Here is a 19,136-nt window from a genome sequence, read left to right on the forward strand (position 1 = left end):
CCCGAAGCGCCGAGGCGCGACGCCCAGGTCATTGCGTATTTCACTCGGCCCTCCTAGCACTTGGCTGAACTAGCGTGCTCAAGTGTGCCCCGCAACCGGCCCGCGTACGGACGAACGGAGGACGCCGACACAGCTACTTGCAGCGCGAAAAGCTAGCTGCTGCAACGGGTTGTCGCTGCTCGCCGGACGGAGGTGCTGCCCCGGGATGCGGGTCGCTTACCTATCTGATCTTGTCGGTTCGCCGTCAGTCGCGGTCCGAGGGCTCGTGGGTGACGTTCTCTTCGCCGGTATGCGCGACAAAGGAGCCGCCACGGTGCACAATGAACTGCGTAATTCGGCACCTGGTCGGGTGGCTTCACCAGGGGGGCCCAGTGGAGGCGAGCAACGAGCGAGCCGCCGACAACCGCCGCCGGGCGATTCGCGTCGCGGTAGTCGACGAGAACCACATCTTCCGGCGCGGAGTTCGGGCCTGCCTGGAAACAAGCAGCGACATCCTCATCGTCTTCGAAGGGCCCACCGGGCCCGTCCCTGAGGGCGTCGACGTCGTGATCGCCTCCGACCGGGCTGCCACCGACATCGCATCAGAATGGCCGACGTTGGTCTGCAGTGACGCCTCCGGCACGTGCGAGAGCGCGACAACCGCCGGCAACGTGGTCGCAGTTCTGCCCCGTGGCCATCTCACCGAGAGCCAGCTCGGCGCGGCCGTCCATGCCGCCGCGAGCGGACTTCGGGTCGTCGCCGCCGGCGCCGGTGCGAGCACCGTGCGGGGTGGCCTGCCCGAACGGTCCCTCAAGGTACTGCGGCTGCTGGCCGCGGGGTACGGGACACGGGAGATCTCGGACACCGTCGGGTGCTCCGAGCGGACGGTCAAGTACGCCATCCGCGATGCGGAGCGGCATCTGGAGGCGCGCAGCCGCGCCCAGGTGGTCGCGGAGGCGATTCGCCACGGCATGATCTGACATTTCCCATCGGGGCAGCACCAACGGGCAAACCGCCCGGCCGGAATGCCCGAAGGTACGCACCGCAACCCAGTCCGGTGAGGCGGCGATGTTGGTTCAATGGACCGATGGAGCACACGGTCACCCTCTGGGTGGATGACTCCAACGCGATCTTCCGGCGCGGCCTCGCACATTGCCTGACCTCGTCCGGGTTCGCGATCGTCGGAGAGAGCGTGCACCTCATTCCGGCACCGGACGTGACAGCTGCGGAGATCTGGTTGCTTGAACTCGACGGGCCGGCCGCGCTGGCCGCGGCCTGCGTCGCCGCCGACGGACCGCGATGTGTCGGTATCGCGGAAGCGGGGTCCTCGGCCCTGATGCAGAACGCCGTCAAGGCCGGATTCACCGGGCTGCTGATACGCGAGGAGATCACCCCCGCCTCATTGGTCGCTGCGTGCCGGGCAGTGGCCTGCGGCATCGGATCCATACCGTCGGCGATCCTGACGCCGCTGCTCGGCTGCGGAAGCAGTCCGGGCTCGCTGGTCGATCGCGGCGTGCTCGCCTGCCGTGAACTGAGCGTGCTGCGACTCCTCGCCCAGGGCAGCACAACCCGCGAGATCGCCGGTGAATTGAGCTATTCCGAACGCACGGTCAAAAACATCGTCCACGACACACTCGCCAAGCTGCACTGCCGGACGCGCGCCGAGGCCGTCGCGGTGATGGCGCGCCAGGGAGCGCTCTAGCGCGAAAGCTCGTTGCCCCGAAGGTTGCCCCGTGGGCTCTCGTCGCGCACGACGCGGCCCATTAGCGTCGGTCTCGTTAAGGGAGGAGGCCACATGTGCTCCAGGTTCTGCTGGCCGGTTTCGGCGAAGTGGCGCGGCGCGGCATCCGGGCCATCCTCTCGTCGCCGGAGTTGGTCATCGACGAGTGCGCGATCGAGCGTGTGATGAGCGCCGTTGTCGTCCTCACTCCGGACGTGGTGGTGATCGAGGCCGGTGTACGCGAGCTCGCGCGCGCCGAACGGGTGGCTTCCACCTGTCCTGCGGTGACGGTGGTGGCATGTTCGGCCAGCGAGGCGACGATCCGAATCTTCCCGAGATTCTGTGGCGGGCAGTACCGCTCGCGGCCCCTGAGTGCCGAGGCGTTACGCGAGAGCGTGCGGGACCGATGAGCATCTCCTGCGACACCGGCACCGCTCTCCTGACCAAATCCGGCGGGCCATTTCGTGTGACAACCAGACGCATACCGTCGGGGGCGCGCGGAACGGACTGGACGCTGGAGCAGATAAGGTCCTTCATCCTCGACGGCGCGAAGGACTTCACGGTGCGCAGGCGGGTGGTCGACATCCTGATGGCCCAGCGGGTCCGTGCGAGGGATTATCTCGGCGAGGTCAAGGCACTGTTCGAGTGGGTGCAGAGCAACGTCCGCTATACCCGTGACCCGCATCGAGTGGAGCTGCTGCATTCCGCACGACGAATGCTCGAACTGCGCGCCGGAGATTGCGACGACATGACCATTCTGCTCGGCGCGATGCTGCAATCCATCGGTCACCCGGTCCGGATCGTGGTGGTCGGGCCGGATCCCAAGCGTCCCAATTTGTTCACCCACGTCTATCCCGAGGTTCAGTTCCGGGGGCGGTGGATTGCTCTGGACGCCACAGTGCCGCATCCGATGGGGTGGAGGCCCCGGGCGATCGTGAAGAAAGTCATCTCGCTGCGAAGGAGACCGGTCATGAGCCTGCATGACTTCGACGACGGACTCGGTCAATCGTACGGTGCCGAGGATCTGATCGAGGCGGTACGGACCAGTGGTCTGCAACCGCGCGATCCACGGGTGAAGTCTGCCTGGGATCAACTGCGGTCCCGAGGAATACTGGCACGCGAGCTCTGGGTGCGGCGGCTGCTCGTGCGTTTGTGGCGGCAGGGGCTACCGCCGGGTAACCGGCCGCGCAGCGCCGCCAGACTCGACGTGGCGATCCGCAGTCCAGGACCGTCCGGCTACGAAACCCCGGTGGCGCCGGCGCATTACCCAGGCACGACGGTGTACTACCCGGGAACAACGGGTCTTTACCCACGTCCTGCCCCCTACGGTTGGCGTCCCGGACAGCGCCCCCCGCCGTGGCGACCGCGTCCTCTCCCGTGGCGACCGCCACGGGTGGTTCCCGGGCCGCCTTCCACGTACTACCGGCCTGTGGTCCGGCGGCATCGATGATCCGAAAGTTCGAGGAGGACCAGCAATGACCGAGTTCAAAATTGCACGCGTGAAGGGAGATTGAGACCATGGCACGTGTGACCGGCGTCAAGGAGAAGCTGCACAGCCCTCTCTACGATGCCATTTTCATCAACGAAGGGGAAACCCTCGCGGATGTGATGCGGGACCCGAGCGTCATCCGGTTCTTCGTCGACGTCCAGAACAAGACCCGACTGGAGACCAACCTACAGGCCTCCGGCGTGCTTCCCAGCCTGAACACATTCGAGGCCAGGGCCATGCGTGTGGTGATCAGCGGTCCGAACGCCGATCGCTACGACACCCGAGACCTGTTCATCCCGGAACTGATCTACGGATCGGTGGTGTCACTGTTGGTCGGTGAGAAGGAAGCCATCACGGCTCCGACGTACATGTTCCCTTCCGGTGCCGGCGTACTCGGAGGCGGCGGTGAGATGCCGCTCAGCCACGGCGAACCCGATCCCCTGTCGACTTTCCGGTTCGCTGAGCCGGTGTTCATCGATCCGCAGCAGAATTTCCGCGTCGAGATGCTGTTCCCGCGAGGGGTGGCGCCGCTGCTGCTTGAGGAGATCGGCCCGCGGCACATCTGGGTGGTCCTCGACGGCTACCTCACACGTGACGTGCAGTGACGAAAGGCGGCGATACCGATGCAGGACAACAATCTTGACGGCCTCGGCGACGAGGAGTTGATGACCGTGCAGGGTTTGGATGACGTCGCGGACTACGGTGCGCTCTATGAAGCGCCGGACGGGTCGCTGTTCCAGGTCCAAGGCTTCGACGATGGTCTGGAGGATTCGGCGGATGCGATGCCCGGCGAAGTACGGTTGGGCGATGACGGCAGGCTGTACCAGTGGGTGCAGGGGTACGACGGTCTCGGCGATCCGGTCGGCTTCTGGTCGCTGATTCCCGGCATAGCCAAGACAGTGCTGCCGATGGTGGCGTCCAGAATCGCACCACGCTTGCGGCGCTTCCTCGCGCCGGCGGTGCGGCCGGCGCCGGTCGTGCGGCGGGCACCGGTCGTGCGGCGCGCACCGGTGATGCAGCCGCCCCCCGACGTGCAACAGGCGATGGAGCCACCGGTGCCCGTCCCGGACGAGGCGGGCGATGTCCTTACCGGATTCGGCGCTCTGTACCAGGCGCCCGACGGGAGCCTGTACCAGATGCCGGGCGTCGGCGACGACGACCAGCTCTCCGACGACGATCTCGACGGTGACGACGACGAATTGCGCGGCACCGAGGGCTATCTCAGAGATCCCGGGGGTGGGGCGTGCTCGTGTTCCGGGTTGCGCGGGATGGACGCCTACGTGCCGGCCGAGCCGCCGCAGACCCCGGCATTCGTCCGGCCCGTGGTAGCACCCGACATGTGGCGCCCGCTGTGGTAGGAGGAGGACCTCATGCAGGATGAACAGTTGGGAGCCGCACGGTTGCTCGGCCCACGACAGGAGCTACAGCCCAATGGCTGGGTAGTACCTACGCGGCTCAAGGAGATTCCCTACGACCACGTCGCGGTCTTCACCCTGGCCGGCAGACGCGGTGCGCGGGTCGAGGACGTCATCAACGTCTCCGTCGACGGGGTGTTCATCGCGACATCCATCGGGTACAGCTTCGTGCCCGCCGAACCGGCGGGTCCCGTGGTGTTCAGCCTGCCTGACGTCAACCAGCTGTTGGCCGGCCTGTTCGATGATCCCAGGATAGGGCTGCGCGCCCTCGCCGCAAAGGTTTTCGGTATCGACTTCACCTACAGCATCATCGACAGCGGGACCGGTCGCGAGTTGCAGAATCGGTCGCTGCACAACATCGCCGGACTGGGCAGCCCGGACGGTCGGCGCCCGTTCCGGCCGATGGCCAAGCCGATGTTGTTCCAGCCGCGGTCCACGATCCGGGTGGTGGTCGACGAGATCTCGGCGGGTCCTCTGTACGAACGCGGACAGTTGTTCATCGCCCTGCACGGCTACAAGATCCTCGGCACCGGGATGTGACCGATGCCGGCGCATCAGGTGTGCGGGTGTCCCGGCGCAGGCCAATGCGATGTCTGCGACAACCCGCTCGATTCCGGGCCGTTCGACAGCAGCGCGGTTCTACCGGCTCCCGGACCGGGCCAGGAGATCGTGCTGGCGCGGTACTCGTTACGGCCGAGGCACTGCGGAATCTTGCGCTACTTCAATCAGTTCACCGACCGGCACGCCGCCGATCCGACCAAGATCCGGACACCGGGCTACCACTGGCAGATCCGCTCGGGAGCGCAGCCGCTCGATCCCTATCTGACATTCGAGCACATCATCAACCCGTGGGGATCCTCGGCCGTCCCGGTGGACATCCGGCTACCGGAGTCCGCGACCGTCGAGTTCATCCTCCGCAACGTCGGTGCCTCCGGTGCCGACGTGCTCTCCGAGGTCGGCGGACGGATTGTCGGACGCCATTGGTACGACACCCGTTTCGGCGGCGCGCCGCGTTCGTTGTGAACTGGTCGTCAGGGTGAATCAGGAGGCTCGTCAATGTATCTCAGTGATCAATCGACGCGTGCGGACACACAGAAAATGGTGCACCGCCGCAAAGCGGTCCGCGTCACGACCGGAATGGGTGGCGCGAGCACCGCACCGGATCTACTCGGCGCACCGATCTTCGACTTCCCCGCATGTGCGCCGTGTCCGTTGCCGAGTGCAGAACAGTGCGGAGCCGCCCTGCGGCAGGCGATCGTTCGGGCGATCGTCCTGGCCGACAACGCTGCTGACAAGGTCGACGCATCGATCAGCGTGCCGCCCGCAGCCCGGAGCGCAGATGCCGTGCGCACCGCCACGGTCTTCCGCAGCTTCTTCGGGCATGATCCGTCGCGACCGGTTCCGTGGGCCGGCAACGAGGCGTCCGGAGTCAGCGTCGCCAAACGATTGCGGTCAGTGGCCAGGGAGCTCGACGGTGGCCGTCGCATCACCTTCGAATGCCGGCGGTGGCCGGCTGCGCAGGCAACGATCTGACGTGTTGCACACCGTGCGACAACGCCTGGGTGCATGCGAACGTCGGTCGCAGCACGGTGGTGCTCTGCCCGATGTTCTGGGCGGCCACCCGAGAGATCCGGGCCGGGATCATCATCCACGAGATTCTGCACCTGCTGTACGGGCACCTTCGCGATGTCGGCCGGGGCCGGATCCTCAACGCGTGCTACGAAGCGTTCGCCCTGCGGCTGGCCGGAATCACGCCGGATCCCTTCGACGTCTGCAACTGTCGGGCCACGCCGTGCCCCGCACCGGTCTGCTGACGCGCATTCACGTCGACTGCACTGTGCTGTGTGGGAACGGCCTGTCCCAGGCCGGAGGTCCGTAGGCACCTCTGCTCCGCCGTCACAGGTATCACGGCAACTGGACGTCGACCCGGGTGGTGGCGGTGCCGGTGCCGTAGACGATGACGATGGTTCGCACGCCTTGGGCACGGCCGGGCAGGAACTTACGCACGGTGAGCGCGATCCGCCGGATCTCGCCGGCGATCGCCTTGCGGCTGCCGAAGTCACCGCTGCCATATTGCGGTAGAACGACTTTCACGAAGCTCGAGTTGGCACGCCGGGCCTGCTCGAGCTGTTCGGCAAGACTCAACGCCAACACCTGGGCGTCGGGATAGGTCTGGGCCTCCTGCTCCGCCGTGTCCCGGGCGTACCGCGCCGCGTCCTCTTCGGTGGGTCCCGCGGTCTCCAGTGCCCGTCGCGTCCTGGTCAGTCGTACCCGCACATGTGAGGGCAGCAGGGCTTCGGGACTGACCTGTGCCTTGACCGCGCGTTCGACGCGGGTCACCACGTCGACCGGCAGAAGGGCGCCCGCCGGGTTGGGCGTCCGGGGTCTCTGGGCTGTGCGACCCCCGCGCCACGTCAAGCGCAGAACGTCGGAGGTCCCCGGATCCTGCCTCGGCGAGGGTGGGACCGGGGGAGGCGCGGCGGGTTCGGGAAAGACCTGTACGCCCGGTATTCCGGTGAGTTTGCGGAACCCCTCGGGGACCACCTCCCGACCGATGTGGGCGACGGCGGCTACCGAGGGGCGGTTCGAACAGAAGCTGCTTCCGGTGTGTTCTGGCGTCGGGGAGTACAGGTCGATGTGGGCGTCGAACTCGTCTCGTGATCGCGGCGAGCCGACCGAGATGTGAAGGCTGTCGGATTTCGAGATCTCCCGCAGCGTGGTCTGTCCTTTGTGCAGGCTCGCCCCCGCTCCCTGGGCCATGCAGAATCGGCCGGTCGCCATCAGCGCCGTGATCAGCGCGTCGCCGGAATGTGCGGCGAAGTACACCGCCGGTGTGACGCCGGGAACCCGAAGTGCGCGATCGGCGACCATGAACGGCGCCTCGCCGGCGGTGACCTTGACGATGCGACGGACCTGCGGCCACACCCCGTACCGGCACAGGCGATTGAAAATCGCGGTCAGCGCGACGCGGATGTCGCGGTCGAGCCCGTCGAACCATTCGGCCGGCTTGGCGAACGACGCGGACACCACCCGTTTGAGCTCGGCCGGCTGCTTGTCGAACCGGTCGACGGAGACCGCCGAACAATCGGTGGAAGCGCCCGGAGGCTGTCCGAGGCCACCGCCGGTCACGACATACATGGCACGCCACCAGTCTGGCTCGAATCCCCGCCCGGGGCGCGTCTATTCATGACGTCATCCTCGCGGCGACAGGGGTGTGCCGGCAGGGGTGAGCGGGCAGACTTTCGGGCATGCCGGGAACCGGGGTGGGCTGACGTGACCGAAGTGCAGATGGGTACGGCGGCGGGCCGATGGGTGCTGCTGGCGACGGTGCTCGGATCCGGTCTGGTGATGGTCGACGGCACGGTGGTCAACGTCGCCCTCCCGCACATCGGCAGCGACCTCGGGGCGGGTTTCGGCAGTCTGCAGTGGATCGTCAACGCCTACACGCTCACGCTGGCGTCGCTGATCCTGCTCGGCGGCGCACTCGGAGACCGGTTCGGGAGGCGGCGCATCTTCCTGATCGGGGTGGTCTGGTTCGCGCTGGCCTCGCTGGCCTGCGGCCTCGCCCCCAACGCCGAGGTGCTGATCGCCGCGAGAGCCTTACAGGGCGTCGGCGGCGCCCTGCTGACACCCGGAAGTCTGGCGTTGATCTCGGCGTCATTCCGTCCCGGTGACTGGGCCGCAGCGATCGGCGCATGGTCCGGTCTGGGCGGGATCGCCGGGGCCGTAGGCCCGTTCCTGGGCGGCGTCCTGGTCGAGTGGAGCTGGCGTGCAGTCTTTCTCATCAACCTGCCGCTGGCGGTCATCGTGGTGGCGGTGACCGCGGTGCGGGTGCCCGAAAGCCGTAACTGGGAAGCATCGAGAGGTCTCGATCTCGCCGGTGCCGTGCTGATGGTGTCCGGGCTGGGGGCGCTTACGCACGGGCTCACCGAACTCGGAACCGGCCGTGCGGACTTCGGGTCGGTGTCGAGCATCGCGGTCGGCGTCCTCGCGCTGACCGCGTTCGTCGTCGTGGAGCGCCGCTCCGATCATCCGCTCGTGTCGCCGAAGTTGTTCAGCGACCGGAACTTCCGGGTGGCCAATGCGATGACGCTGTTGATCTACGGGGCGCTGGGCGCGGTGTTCCTGTTGCTGGTGCTGCAGCTGCAGATCGTCGCCGGCTTCAGTCCGGTCGCCGCGGGTACCGCACTGCTGCCGTTCACCGCGGTGATGCTCGTCTTTTCGTCGCGTGCCGGAGCGCTTTCCAGTCGGATCGGGCCGCGGTTGCCCATGACCGTCGGCCCGTTGATCGCCGCGCTCGGTCTGCTGCTGATGATGCGGATAGGCCCCGACGCGTCGTGGCTGTTCGACGTCGCGCCCGCAGCCGCTGTCTTCGGTGCCGGCATGGTGCTCGTGGTGGCCCCGCTGACCGCGACGGTGCTGGACTCCGCCCCGGAGAGCATGGCCGGGTCCGCCTCGGGGGTGAACAACGCGCTGGCCCGTGCCGGGGGGCTGCTGGCCGTGGCCGTGCTGCCCGGGCTCGCCGGGATCAGCGGCGGCGGCGACTACGCCGCGCCCGACGCCTTCGCGGCCGGCTTCCGTGTCGCCTTGCTGATCTCGGCTGCGCTCATGGTGATCGCAGCAGCGATGGCGGCCGTCGGGATCCGGCGGGCGCCGGTTGGTCGGACCGGGCGGATTCCGGTCGAGAACTGCACCCACTGCGCGCTCGGAGGTCTTCCGCCCCACCCGGCCACGGACAGCTGCTGACGACAGGACCCACGGTGCGTAGGCGGGCTCTGCGGCGGGTATGCCCGCATGGCCGCCTCATCCACAGGAGCCGCTCATGATTCATCGATTACTGCGTCTGGCGACCGGCGTCGTCGCGGCGGTTCTGCTGCTGATCGGGGCGAGCCCGCCGACCGCGCTGGCCGACGACCGGCTCGACTTCACCGCGACCACGCTCAGCGGCGCACAGTTCGACGGGTCGTCATTGCAGGGCAAGCCTGCGGTGCTGTGGTTCTGGACTCCGTGGTGCCCGTTCTGCAATGCCGAGGCGCCGTCGGTCAGCAAGGTCGCCGCGGCGAACCCGGGAGTGACGTTCGTGGGCGTCGCTGCGCGTTCCGACGTCGACGCGATGCGGGGATTCGTGTCGAGATACGGCCTGAACTTCACCAATCTCGACGACGCCGACGGCGCCATCTGGGCGCGCTACAACGTGCCGTGGCAGCCCGCGTACGTGTTCTACCGCGCGGACGGCTCGTCGACGTTCGTGAACAACCCGACGTCGGCGATGCCGGAGCAGGAACTCCAGGAGCGGGTGTCCGCGCTGGGCGCGTAAACGCGTGCAGCAGAATCTGGTCGGGCTGGCGTTCGCGGCCGGTCTGGTGGCGGCGCTGAACCCGTGTGGGTTCGCGATGCTGCCCGCCTATCTCGCGCTGGTGGTGCGCGGGAGCGGCACCCGGGTTTCGGCGGCGGTGGGACGTGCGGTCGCCGCGACGGTGGCGATGACACTCGGCTTCCTCGTCGTGTTCGCGGCGTTCGGGCTGCTGACCGTCGCCCTGGCCTCTGTGGTGCAGCAGTACATTCCGTACGTCACGGTGGTCGTCGGCGTCGTGCTCGTGGCGCTCGGCGGCTGGCTGCTGTCCGGGCGCGCACTGACCGTGCTGATGCCGGACCGGTTGGGCACGGGCGTCGCCGCCCCCACGGCACGCCTGGGCTCGATGTTCGGTTACGGGGTGGGCTATGCGCTGGCGTCGCTGTCCTGCACGGTGGGACCCTTTCTCGCCGTCACCGGCGCCGGTCTCGGCACTGCCGGCGCGGGACGACTGTGGGTCTATCTGGCCTATGCCGCGGGATTCGCATTGGTGGTCGGCGCCCTGGCGGTCAGTGTGGCCGTCGCAGGTTCCGCGCTGGCCGACCCTCTCAAGCGAATCCTGCCGTATGTCAACAGAATCGGAGGAGCCACGCTGATTCTGGTGGGACTCTACGTCGCGTACTACGGCTACTACGAGATCCGGTTGTTCGCGGGCGGCGACCCCGCCGACCCGGTCATCGCCGCGGCGGGCCGGTTGCAGGGCGCCATCGCCGGTTGGGTGCACCGGCAGGGATCGTGGCCGTGGCTGCTGCTGCTCGCGGCCACGTTCGCGGCCGCGGTATGGCTCGTCCGACGCGCCTACGTCCGACGCGGTCAGCTGAACCGGTAGGACCTCATCGCGTCGACCGAGCGCGTGCCCGCCGACGTTGAGCGGGCTGGCGGGTCGGCGTGATCCGGCCCTTCACGCCGTTGACCGAGGCCCGGTCCAGCAGTTCCTGGTAGAAGCCGGTCGACACGGCCGGGGTCCGGCTGAGCAGGAATCCGCTCCGGCCGGTGGAATCGGTGACGACGGCCCACTGGTATCGGTCGCCGAGATCGACGATCCAGTAGTTGCCCGGCGGCCTGGCCGACGGGGCGCCGACGAACCTCACGTTGAGCCGGTTGTTGGCGGCGTCCACCGGCAACGCCGCGCCGACGATCGACGACTTCGGGCCGTTGTCGACGAAGTAGTTGCCCGAGTTCTCGACCCGCACCGAGCCGTCCGGGTTGAAGCTGTACACGGCCTTGGTGTTGACCAGACCGATCGAGAAGAACTGGTTGACGCTGCCCACCTCGTACCAGGTGCCGAGGTAGCGGTTCAGGTCGACCACCGGTGCGGGCGCAAGCACGACGCCCGCGGCGTCGCCCAGGACGACGTACTGCCCGGGAGCCCCGTAGATGCCGCTGCCGTCGCCCGGGCTCAGGCCCAGGTACATGTCGTTGATCCAGCCGGTGGCCAGCGTGAACGCGGCTTCGGTGTTGCCGCGCGGCGAAACCCCGGCGACCAGTTGCGCGAAGAAGTCGAACAGCGCGTTTCCGCCGATCAACGCGTCGGCGTGGGAGCCGCGGGCCAGGGTCACCCCGACGAACCGATCCGGGCGCGCCGCCACCAGTTCGCGGGTGGTTGTTCCGTTGCCGTTCCAGGGCTGCGGCGGGGCTGCGACCTGATAGACCGGCACGAACGGGTCGTCGATCTTGGCCAGCGCGCCGGGGAGCACACCGTTGTACGCGTAGCCGTCGAACATCACCACGCCGCGGAGGCTGCCGTTGTTGGCCGGATCGTCGGAGTAGTAACCGCCGACCGCCGTGGCGAACCCGCCGCCCCCGGACTGCCCGGAGAGCACGAACTCCTCGGGCAGCGCACCGAGGAAGCCGGCAGTGTTCGCGCTGCTGGTCAGCGACGCGCGGTCGCCGAGGAACATCGACGCGACCGCCTCCTGCATCGGTACGCCGTTGATCCAACAGCCGGAACAGGCCAGCGGGAACGACGACAGGTTCGGCGCGACCACGATGCTGTTGGTCTGCTGCGACAGCGTCTGGGCCAGCCTGGACAGGGCCGCCTTGTTGCCCAGGAAACCGTGCTGCAGCCAGATCACCCCGGTCGCCGCCACCGAACCGTCCGCCTGCGTCGGCAGATACCAGTCCGCTCGGGTCGTGTAACCGTTGCGGCCCACCGGAATCGTCAGCGCCGCCCGCCCGGTCTTGACGCCGGTGACCGCGGGCTCGGGTTCGGTGATCTCGGGTTCGGTGATCTCGACGGTCTCGGGCGAGGTGACCTCGGGTTCGGTGGCCTCCGGCTCGGTGGCCTCCGGCTCGGTGACCTCCGGCGTGTAGGCGTCACCCGTCGCCTCGTCCACCTCGTCGGTCACTGCCGCGGCCTGCTTCTCGACCGGCTCCTGCTCGACCGGCTCCGTCTCGACCGGCTCCTGCTCGACCGGCTCCGTCTCGACGGGTTCTGTCTCGACCGGGTCGGCGGTGTCGACCGTGTCGGAAGTCTCCGTGGCTGAGGTTTCGGCGCCGGCGGACGTTTCGGTGTCCGCGGCGGCCACACCGTGGCCGGCACCCAGTGCGATACCCGCGCCCGCGCCCAGCGTGGACAACCACAGCGCCCAACGTCTCGAATCCACAGGCGGAATCTAACCGCCGCGCGGCGGCGCGCACACCGAATTGTCCCCAACGTCAGTGAGATGTCATTAAAGCGGAGGGCCGGAGCGGCGTCACACCCGGAAACAGTTGTGCCACAGTGGGATAGCGGGCACAGGCGACCCGCGAGGGCGCCGACGTACACCGCGCAACGCGCGAGATCCGCGATCTCACGATACCGGTGCCGCGTTCCGCGGTGCCAACTATGCTGTGGTCTGGCTCACAGGTCAACGACCACCGGGGGCGTGGTTCGGCGGACCGGGCAGGTCGGCGTTGGCGCGACCGTGCGGGAGCGACGACGCAGCGACAACCCGGGGGGCCGGCGATGGCGATCGATTTCTCAGCCGCTCGGCCGGTACTCGACCCGGCGGGGGATGGGCCGCGGCGAGGACGGGGACGTAGTCCTGACGGGGGCGGTCACGAGGTGCAGGTGGTGGAGATCAAGGACGTCGAGATCCCGGAGTCGATGCAGCGGGCGATGGCCCGGGAAGTGCGCCGGGCCGCCGACCAGAACTCGACGGTGGTGTTCCCGCTGCCGGTGGACATCGTCACGCCGTTCCTTCGGTCCGCGCTCGGCTCCGCGGGCGGGGAGCAGGAGACCGCGTGACGCTGCACAGCTTCGACGAACACCTGCACCCGGCGCGGCTGAGGGCGATGCGGTTCCGGCCGAGGGCGACATCCCCGATCGAACGCCGCACGCCCGCAGAGAAGGGCGAGCCCGTCGCCGGGAACCCCGACTACGTCGCCTGGCTGCGCGCCAACTCGATGCTCGCCGACGCCGACCAGCTCAGCCGGCAGTTCTCCGGCCAGGGTTCGATGTGGCAGAACCCGTACGCCAGGCCGGATCCGCGGGCGGCCGTCGAGGCGGCGTCGGTGTGGTTCACGGCGTACCCGATGTCGCTCATCACCCGGCCGCAGGATTCCTTCCTCAAGGCGATGGGCGACGAAGACCTGTGGGAAGCGTTCTCCCAGATCGGGATCGACGCCGTGCACACCGGTCCGGTCAAACTCGCGGGCGGCATCGAGGGCTGGCGCCGGACTCCCAGTGTCGACGGCCATTTCGACCGGATCAGTACGGACATCGACACGATGTTCGGCACCGACGAGGAGTTCCGGCAGATGTGCGACACCGCGAAGTGGCACGGCGGCACCATCATCGACGACATCGTGCCCGGCCACACCGGCAAGGGCGCCGATTTCCGGCTCGCCGAGATGAAGGACGGCGACTACGCGGGGATCTACCACATGGTGGAGGTCGAGCCCGAGGACTGGCCGCATCTTCCCGAGGTGCCACCGGGGGCGGACTCCGTCAACCTCTCGCAGGACACCGTGGCGTGGCTGGACCGGGCCGGCTACATCATCGGCCGCTTGCAGCGGGTGATCTTCTTCGCCGAAGGGGTCAAAGAGTCGAACTGGAGCGTCACCGCACCGGTCACCGGGGTGGACGGCGTGGTACGCCGGTGGGTCTACCTGCACTACTTCAAGGCCGGGCAGCCGACCATCAACTGGCTCGACCCGTCGTTCGCCGGGATGCGGCTGGTCATCGGTGACGCACTGCACTCGCTGACGTACCTGGGTTCCGGTGCATTGCGGTTGGACGCCAACGGTTTTCTGGGCGCCGAGAAGCGCGCGGAGCCTGGTGAGTCCGCGTGGTCGGAGGGGCATCCGCTGTCGGAGGCGGCCAACCACCTGATCGCCGGCATGGTGCGCAAGCTCGGCGGATTCACCTTCCAGGAACTGAACCTGACCATCGACGACATCCGTGCCATCGGCGCGGTCGGCGCCGACCTGTCCTACGACTTCGTGAATCGGCCCGCTTATCACCACGCGCTGGTCACCGCCGATACCGAGTTCCTGCGGTTGACGCTGCGCACCGCGCGGCAAGCGGGGGTGGAACCTGTCTCACTGATCCACGCACTGCAGAACCACGACGAACTGACCTACGAACTGGTGCACTGGTCAACCGTGCACGCCCGGGACAGCTACCCGTTCCGCGGCGGCAGCATTGCGGGGGCCGAGCTCGCCGACACCGTGCGCACGGAGCTCGCCGACGCGCTCACCGGCACCAGCGCCCCGTACAACCAGGTCTTCACCACCAACGGGATCGCCTGCACCACAGCCACTGTCATCGCCGCCGTGCTGGGGTACCGCGAGCTCGACGCCATCACCGACATCGCCCGGATCCGCCAGGTCCATCTGCTGTTGGCGATGTTCAACGCGCTGCAGCCCGGCGTGTTCGCGCTGTCGGGCTGGGACCTGTGCGGCATGGCCACGCTCGCCGCGTCGCAGGTGTCCCATCTGACCGCTGCCGGTGACACCCGTTGGTTGCACCGCGGCGCGCACGATCTGATGGGGGTCAATCCGGGTGCGACGGAGTCACAGGCCGGCATGCCGCGCGGCCGCAGCCTGTACGGATCGATTCCCGAGCAACTCGGCGATGAGTTGAGCTTCGTGCGGCAGTTGCAAGCGATCCTGGCGGTGCGCTCGCGCTACGGCATCGCGACCGCCGAGCAGGTCGACGTTCCCGACGTCGCGCACCCCGCGATGCTGGTGATGGTGCACCGGCTGGCCGACGAGGCTCAGCTGCAGCTCACCGTGCTCAACTTCGCCGACGAGGACATCCATTCGGTCGTCTCGTCGGCAACCCTGCCGGCCGGTGCCCAGATCAGTGACATGTTCACCGGATCGGCCGTCGGGACGGTCGACGAGCACGGCAACTTCCCGGTGGCGATGACGCCGTTTCAGGGCATGTCGTTGTTGATCGAGCCGGCAGGTGGTCGCTAGAAGACCCTGATCCAGTCGATCAGCATCTCGGCGGGATAATTGCCGCCGGCCGGTTCGCGGCCGCCGGAGCCGCCCACGGCGATGTTGAACACCGGGGCCATCGTGAAGCCCGGATCATTGAAGGGCCAGTCCGGCAACGAGTTCGACAGCACCGTGAAGAACGGCTCCATGCCCGGCTCGTAATCCTTCCAGAAGTACATGCCCGACGGCAGCCACGTCATCCGCCATCTGTGCCAGTCCGAGTCGACCGGGTGCTTCTGGGTCTGGAACATCGTGCCGTCCAGCCGCGCGTGCACGGTGGTGCCCGAGGGCCAGTCCCGGTTGCCGTACCACTCGACGAGGTCGATCTCGCCGCCGCGCACGGGGTTGTCGTTGATCAGCCAGAAAGCCGGCCACGCGCCGTCGGTCAGGCAGTTGAGCTTGATGCGGGCTTCCCAGGTGGTGCCGACCCCGCCGCGCCAGTTGCCGATGACCTTTCCGCTGGCGTACTTCTCCTGGATGTTCGCGCCCTCGCCACGGGTGGCGCGGATGACCAGGTTGCCCTTTCCGTCCTGGAACACGTGCTCCTGGTCGGTGACGTAACGGCCCATGTTGTAGGGCTTGTCCCATTCGACAGGGTTACGGATGGTCTCCCGCTCCGGGACGATGAACCACCATCGCGGATCCGGCGGCGCACCGGCCGGGCCGTTGAACTCCTCGTCGAACAAGAACACGGGTGCGGCCGCCTCGGCGACCTCGGGAACGCCCGGCTCGCCGGGGCCGGGCGCCGGTTGTGCCCCCGCCCTCGGTAAGGGCAGCGCGGCAGCTGCCACGCCGAACCCGAACATCATCATGGCGCTGCGACGATCCACGCTTGACACCCCCAAACCGTAAACGTCGGGGCCGTGATTTGGGTTGAAAAGACCGCCGATGTCGCGGAAAAGTGAACAATGAGTCCTGTCGATCAGGGCCGGAACAGGATTCCGTCGTCCGAGGCGGCCTTCATCAGCTGGGAGATCGACAACGCGCCGTAGCCGGTGTGCACAGGTCCACGTGCCGTGCCCAGGAACAACATCATGCCGGGATCCGGCGTGACGTCGAGGTGATAGGCCTGCACGCCGGGCAGGTGGTACTGGAAGAAGTTCATCAGGTAGTCGACCAGGAAGATCGTGCTGCCGATCAAGCCCTTGCCCCACAAGGCCGAGGCGTTGTACAGCGGCGTCATCGCCGCGGGATCGCCGACCATCACGATCGGTCCGTAGTGCGGCTTGCTGCCACCGCCGGGCACAAAGGGCGGCATGAACGGTTGCAGGCCAGGCAGATCGGTGGACATGTACGGCGCGGAGCTGCCGTAGGTGCCGATGTTGACGAATTTCGAGTCGACGCCGTTGCCCGGAACCCGGGTGTTGATGCCGGGGGCCTCGAATCCGATTCCGGCGAGGCCGATCTGCTGCGCGACGTACTGGGCCTCCCAGCCGCCCAGCGAATGACCCGTGACGAAGATGTCGTCGGACGTGTAACCCTGTTCGGCCGCTCTGATCTGGACACGCTTGGCGAAGTACAGGGCGTCGTGGAAGGCCCACGGGGTGGTCCTGGTGAACACCACCTGAAGGTCGGCGAGCACCTGCGAGATCGTGATGAGCGGGTTGAACAGCAGGTTCGACCCGCCTGTGGTGCCCTGGTAGGCGATGATGATCTGCCCCTCCGGGGTCACCCAGGTCTTGGCCACCATGCCGGAGAAGATGTTGGTCGACGACATCTGGAAACCGTTGACGGTGAACGGCACCAGCCCGGCAGGTGTTGAGCCGAGCACGTAGCCGGCCGCGGACGCATTGAGGAATTGCGCCACCGTCGGAGTCTTCTCCGTCGTGGGTCCGTCGTAGATCAGGGTCGGCACCTCAGGCTGCGGGGGCGGCGTGCGATGCAGCCCCAGCAGCCGCTCCAGTTCACGGAACGCGCCGAAGATGAGGTCGTTGATCGGCCCGAGGCCGTTCGGCACGCCGGGACGGCCCGCGGACGTACTGAAGCCGAACGTCTGGAGTAACGCATTGACGATACGGCCGGGCAGCTGCAGCAGTTTGGCCAGCGGCGACAACGGTTTCGGCGCGTTGGGCGGCGCCTCGATGGTGGTCGTCGTGGTGACGGCGGGGATCAGTGCCGGCGCCGGTGCGGGTGCGAGCGTCGCGACCGCGGCGGCGGTCTCAGTCTGGGTCTCGGCTTGGGTTTCGTGCTCGGGACGGTCGGCGGCGGACACCCGGCGAACCGGACCCGGCGAATCAGGCTCTGTGGCAATGGCTTCGGAATCGTCGGTGGGCTCCGAGCCCGGTTCCGCTTCCGGGTCTGGGTCCGGCTCTGCTTCGGTCTCGGTCTCCGATCCCGTCTCGTCCTCGGCGACAGGCTCTTCGGTGGCTTCGTCTTCGGTCGGCAACTCCTCGACCGGGGTCTCGTCAACCGGCGCATCTTCAACCGGCGCATCTTCGACCGGCGCCGTGTCGGTCTCAGCCGGTTCGGTGTCAGCGGGGGCGCTGTCGGTGACGCTGGAGGTCGACTCGGTGGTGGGGGACTCCGCCCACGCCGTCCCCTGCACCGGAACCGCCGCCACGACCGCGGCGACGGTGATCGCCGCGATCCCGTACGTCAGCGACCGGACTCTGTGGCGGTCTTCCGCCGGATCGACCTCTGGCATCGCGGACGACTCCCTTCTGGCAACGGCATCCGAGACCGTGACAACGTACGTTGTCGAGCGGTCCCGATGCCCCGGAATCGCGGAAAAAGTTAACGACTATTCAGCCGCAGACGGAGTTTTCGGGGGGCGTAGCCTGGCCTGATGACCGTTCCCGCGCCCGCGCTGCATCCCGACGTGGCCGTGCTCGCGCCGCTGCTGGGCAGCTGGTCAGGTGAGGGCGTGGGCGAATATCCGACGATTGAAACGTTCGGCTACGCCGAGCAGATCAGCTTCGGCCACGTCGGCAAGCCGTTCCTGGCCTACGGTCAGCGCACCCGGGCCGCCGACGACGGCCGGCCGTTGCACGCCGAGACCGGTTACCTGCGCGCGCCCGCGCCGGGGCGCATCGAATGGATCCTCGCGCACCCGACCGGCATCACCGAGATCCAGGAGGGGGCGCTCATCGTCGACGGCGACGTGCTGCGGATGGAGCTGCTCTCGACCGCGATCGGCCGCAGCGGTTCGGCGAAAGAGGTGACGGCCGTCGGCCGGACGATCGAGGTCGACGGGGACACCCTCAGCTACACCCTGCAGATGGCGGCGGTCGGTCAGCCGCTGCAACATCATCTGTCGGCGGTGCTGCGCCGGGTCCCGCCCTCCTGATCGGCCCTTCTCGGAGGTTGGGATTACGGGCGTCCGGGAATCCCTCTGGGCAGGCGGGCGCAGGGTCTGCCGTAAGGGGGTTCCTGATGAGACGGATCGCATGGACAGCGTCGGTCGGCGTCGCGGTGATCTCGGGGGCGATGGCATTCGCGGGCAGCGCGGTCGCGCAGCCGCCGCCCGTCGACGACGACACTCTGCCGGAGAACGCCGAGCAGGCCGTCAACCAGTTGCAGAGCCAGGGTTACCAGGTAGAGGTGCTCGGCGGCAACGGTTCTCCGTTGGTGTTCTGCGAAGTCGAGGAGGCGACGCAGAAGGCCGATCCGCCCAACACCGTGACCGTCTTCATCGACTGCGTGCCAGACTGACCGGTAGCACCTCGCACTGACAAATCTGCCCGGGAGGCGCGGGTTGTCCACAGTGCCGAATTTATCCACAGACCCAGTCGCGGGCCTGGCTGGGCGGCCCGC

Annotated in this window: 20 protein-coding genes and 1 pseudogene; 17 read left to right on the forward strand and 4 right to left on the reverse strand. The window is 67.8% G+C overall.

Going from position 1 to position 19,136, the window contains the following annotated elements:
• Positions 1-371 precede the first annotated feature (371 nt).
• From C6A87_RS02450 to C6A87_RS02495, 10 genes are all read left to right on the forward strand, one after another.
• Positions 372-959, forward strand: coding sequence for a LuxR C-terminal-related transcriptional regulator (locus C6A87_RS02450; RefSeq protein ID WP_311115811.1), 588 nt, complete (start codon positions 372-374; stop codon positions 957-959).
• 107 nt (positions 960-1,066) lie between these two features.
• Complete coding sequence (locus C6A87_RS02455; protein ID WP_311115812.1) at positions 1,067-1,681, forward strand: response regulator transcription factor; 615 nt, start codon at positions 1,067-1,069, stop codon at positions 1,679-1,681.
• Positions 1,682-1,776: 95 nt separating this feature from the next.
• Positions 1,777-2,109 (forward strand): hypothetical protein, encoded by a 333-nt coding sequence (locus C6A87_RS02460; protein WP_311115813.1) that lies wholly within the window; start codon positions 1,777-1,779, stop codon positions 2,107-2,109.
• Complete coding sequence (locus C6A87_RS02465; RefSeq protein ID WP_311115814.1) at positions 2,106-3,149, forward strand: transglutaminase-like domain-containing protein; 1,044 nt, start codon at positions 2,106-2,108, stop codon at positions 3,147-3,149. Before C6A87_RS02460 ends, C6A87_RS02465 begins: the two co-directional genes overlap by 4 nt.
• Positions 3,150-3,217: 68 nt before the next feature.
• Positions 3,218-3,793, forward strand: coding sequence for a hypothetical protein (locus tag C6A87_RS02470; RefSeq protein ID WP_311115815.1), 576 nt, complete (start codon positions 3,218-3,220; stop codon positions 3,791-3,793).
• 18 nt (positions 3,794-3,811) lie between these two features.
• Positions 3,812-4,546, forward strand: coding sequence for a hypothetical protein (locus C6A87_RS02475; RefSeq protein WP_311115816.1), 735 nt, complete (start codon positions 3,812-3,814; stop codon positions 4,544-4,546).
• A gap of 12 nt (positions 4,547-4,558) precedes the next feature.
• Positions 4,559-5,143, forward strand: coding sequence for a hypothetical protein (locus C6A87_RS02480; protein WP_311115817.1), 585 nt, complete (start codon positions 4,559-4,561; stop codon positions 5,141-5,143).
• A 3-nt stretch (positions 5,144-5,146) separates the two neighbouring features.
• On the forward strand, positions 5,147-5,626 hold the full coding sequence (locus tag C6A87_RS02485) for a hypothetical protein (protein ID WP_311115818.1): 480 nt from the start codon (positions 5,147-5,149) through the stop codon (positions 5,624-5,626).
• Between the two features lie 75 nt (positions 5,627-5,701).
• The gene (locus tag C6A87_RS02490; RefSeq protein ID WP_311115819.1) at positions 5,702-6,136 is read left to right on the forward strand and encodes a hypothetical protein; all 435 of its coding nucleotides are present in this window, start codon (positions 5,702-5,704) and stop codon (positions 6,134-6,136) included.
• A gap of 29 nt (positions 6,137-6,165) precedes the next feature.
• Positions 6,166-6,417, forward strand: coding sequence for a hypothetical protein (locus C6A87_RS02495; protein ID WP_311115820.1), 252 nt, complete (start codon positions 6,166-6,168; stop codon positions 6,415-6,417).
• Between the two features lie 91 nt (positions 6,418-6,508).
• Here the strand turns inward: C6A87_RS02495 and C6A87_RS02500 are convergent, their stop codons facing one another.
• A complete protein-coding gene (locus C6A87_RS02500) occupies positions 6,509-7,741 on the reverse strand; it encodes a hypothetical protein (RefSeq protein WP_311115821.1) in 1,233 nt (410 codons plus the stop codon).
• Between the two features lie 135 nt (positions 7,742-7,876).
• On the opposite strand from C6A87_RS02500, the gene C6A87_RS02505 reads away from it, so the two are divergent.
• From C6A87_RS02505 to C6A87_RS02515, 3 genes are all read left to right on the forward strand, one after another.
• Positions 7,877-9,349: an MFS transporter gene (locus tag C6A87_RS02505; RefSeq protein ID WP_311115822.1), complete on the forward strand. Its 1,473-nt coding sequence runs from the start codon at positions 7,877-7,879 to the stop codon at positions 9,347-9,349.
• A gap of 76 nt (positions 9,350-9,425) precedes the next feature.
• Positions 9,426-9,920 (forward strand): protein disulfide oxidoreductase, encoded by a 495-nt coding sequence (locus C6A87_RS02510; protein WP_311115823.1) that lies wholly within the window; start codon positions 9,426-9,428, stop codon positions 9,918-9,920.
• Positions 9,921-9,924: 4 nt separating this feature from the next.
• Positions 9,925-10,785 carry a cytochrome c biogenesis CcdA family protein gene (locus C6A87_RS02515; protein ID WP_311115824.1) on the forward strand — a complete coding sequence of 287 codons (861 nt, stop codon included), beginning with the start codon at positions 9,925-9,927 and terminating at the stop codon, positions 10,783-10,785.
• A gap of 4 nt (positions 10,786-10,789) precedes the next feature.
• Here C6A87_RS02515 and C6A87_RS02520 read toward each other — a convergent pair whose 3' ends face one another.
• The gene (locus tag C6A87_RS02520) at positions 10,790-12,562 is read right to left on the reverse strand and encodes a lipocalin family protein (RefSeq protein ID WP_311115825.1); all 1,773 of its coding nucleotides are present in this window, start codon (positions 12,560-12,562) and stop codon (positions 10,790-10,792) included.
• 431 nt (positions 12,563-12,993) lie between these two features.
• Between C6A87_RS02520 and C6A87_RS02525 the strand changes: the two are divergent.
• Positions 12,994-13,185: pseudogene (locus C6A87_RS02525) on the forward strand (slipin family protein); the annotation flags it as partial.
• A gap of 47 nt (positions 13,186-13,232) precedes the next feature.
• The gene (gene treS, locus C6A87_RS02530) at positions 13,233-15,362 is read left to right on the forward strand and encodes a maltose alpha-D-glucosyltransferase (protein WP_311118161.1); all 2,130 of its coding nucleotides are present in this window, start codon (positions 13,233-13,235) and stop codon (positions 15,360-15,362) included.
• On the opposite strand, the gene C6A87_RS02535 is transcribed toward treS, so the two are convergent.
• On the reverse strand, positions 15,359-16,213 hold the full coding sequence (locus C6A87_RS02535) for a glycoside hydrolase family 16 protein (protein WP_311118162.1): 855 nt from the start codon (positions 16,211-16,213) through the stop codon (positions 15,359-15,361). The genes treS and C6A87_RS02535 overlap by 4 nt on opposite strands.
• A 92-nt stretch (positions 16,214-16,305) precedes the next feature.
• Positions 16,306-18,027: a hypothetical protein gene (locus tag C6A87_RS02540; protein ID WP_311115826.1), complete on the reverse strand. Its 1,722-nt coding sequence runs from the start codon at positions 18,025-18,027 to the stop codon at positions 16,306-16,308.
• Between the two features lie 141 nt (positions 18,028-18,168).
• Between C6A87_RS02540 and C6A87_RS02545 the strand changes: the two genes are divergently transcribed.
• On the forward strand, positions 18,169-18,669 hold the full coding sequence (locus C6A87_RS02545; protein ID WP_311115827.1) for a peroxynitrite isomerase: 501 nt from the start codon (positions 18,169-18,171) through the stop codon (positions 18,667-18,669).
• A gap of 86 nt (positions 18,670-18,755) precedes the next feature.
• Positions 18,756-19,034 (forward strand): hypothetical protein, encoded by a 279-nt coding sequence (locus C6A87_RS02550; RefSeq protein ID WP_311115828.1) that lies wholly within the window; start codon positions 18,756-18,758, stop codon positions 19,032-19,034.
• The last annotated feature ends 102 nt before the right edge of the window (positions 19,035-19,136 follow it).

Source organism: Mycobacterium sp. ITM-2016-00317 (assembly GCF_002968295.1).
Taxonomy (GTDB): domain Bacteria; phylum Actinomycetota; class Actinomycetes; order Mycobacteriales; family Mycobacteriaceae; genus Mycobacterium.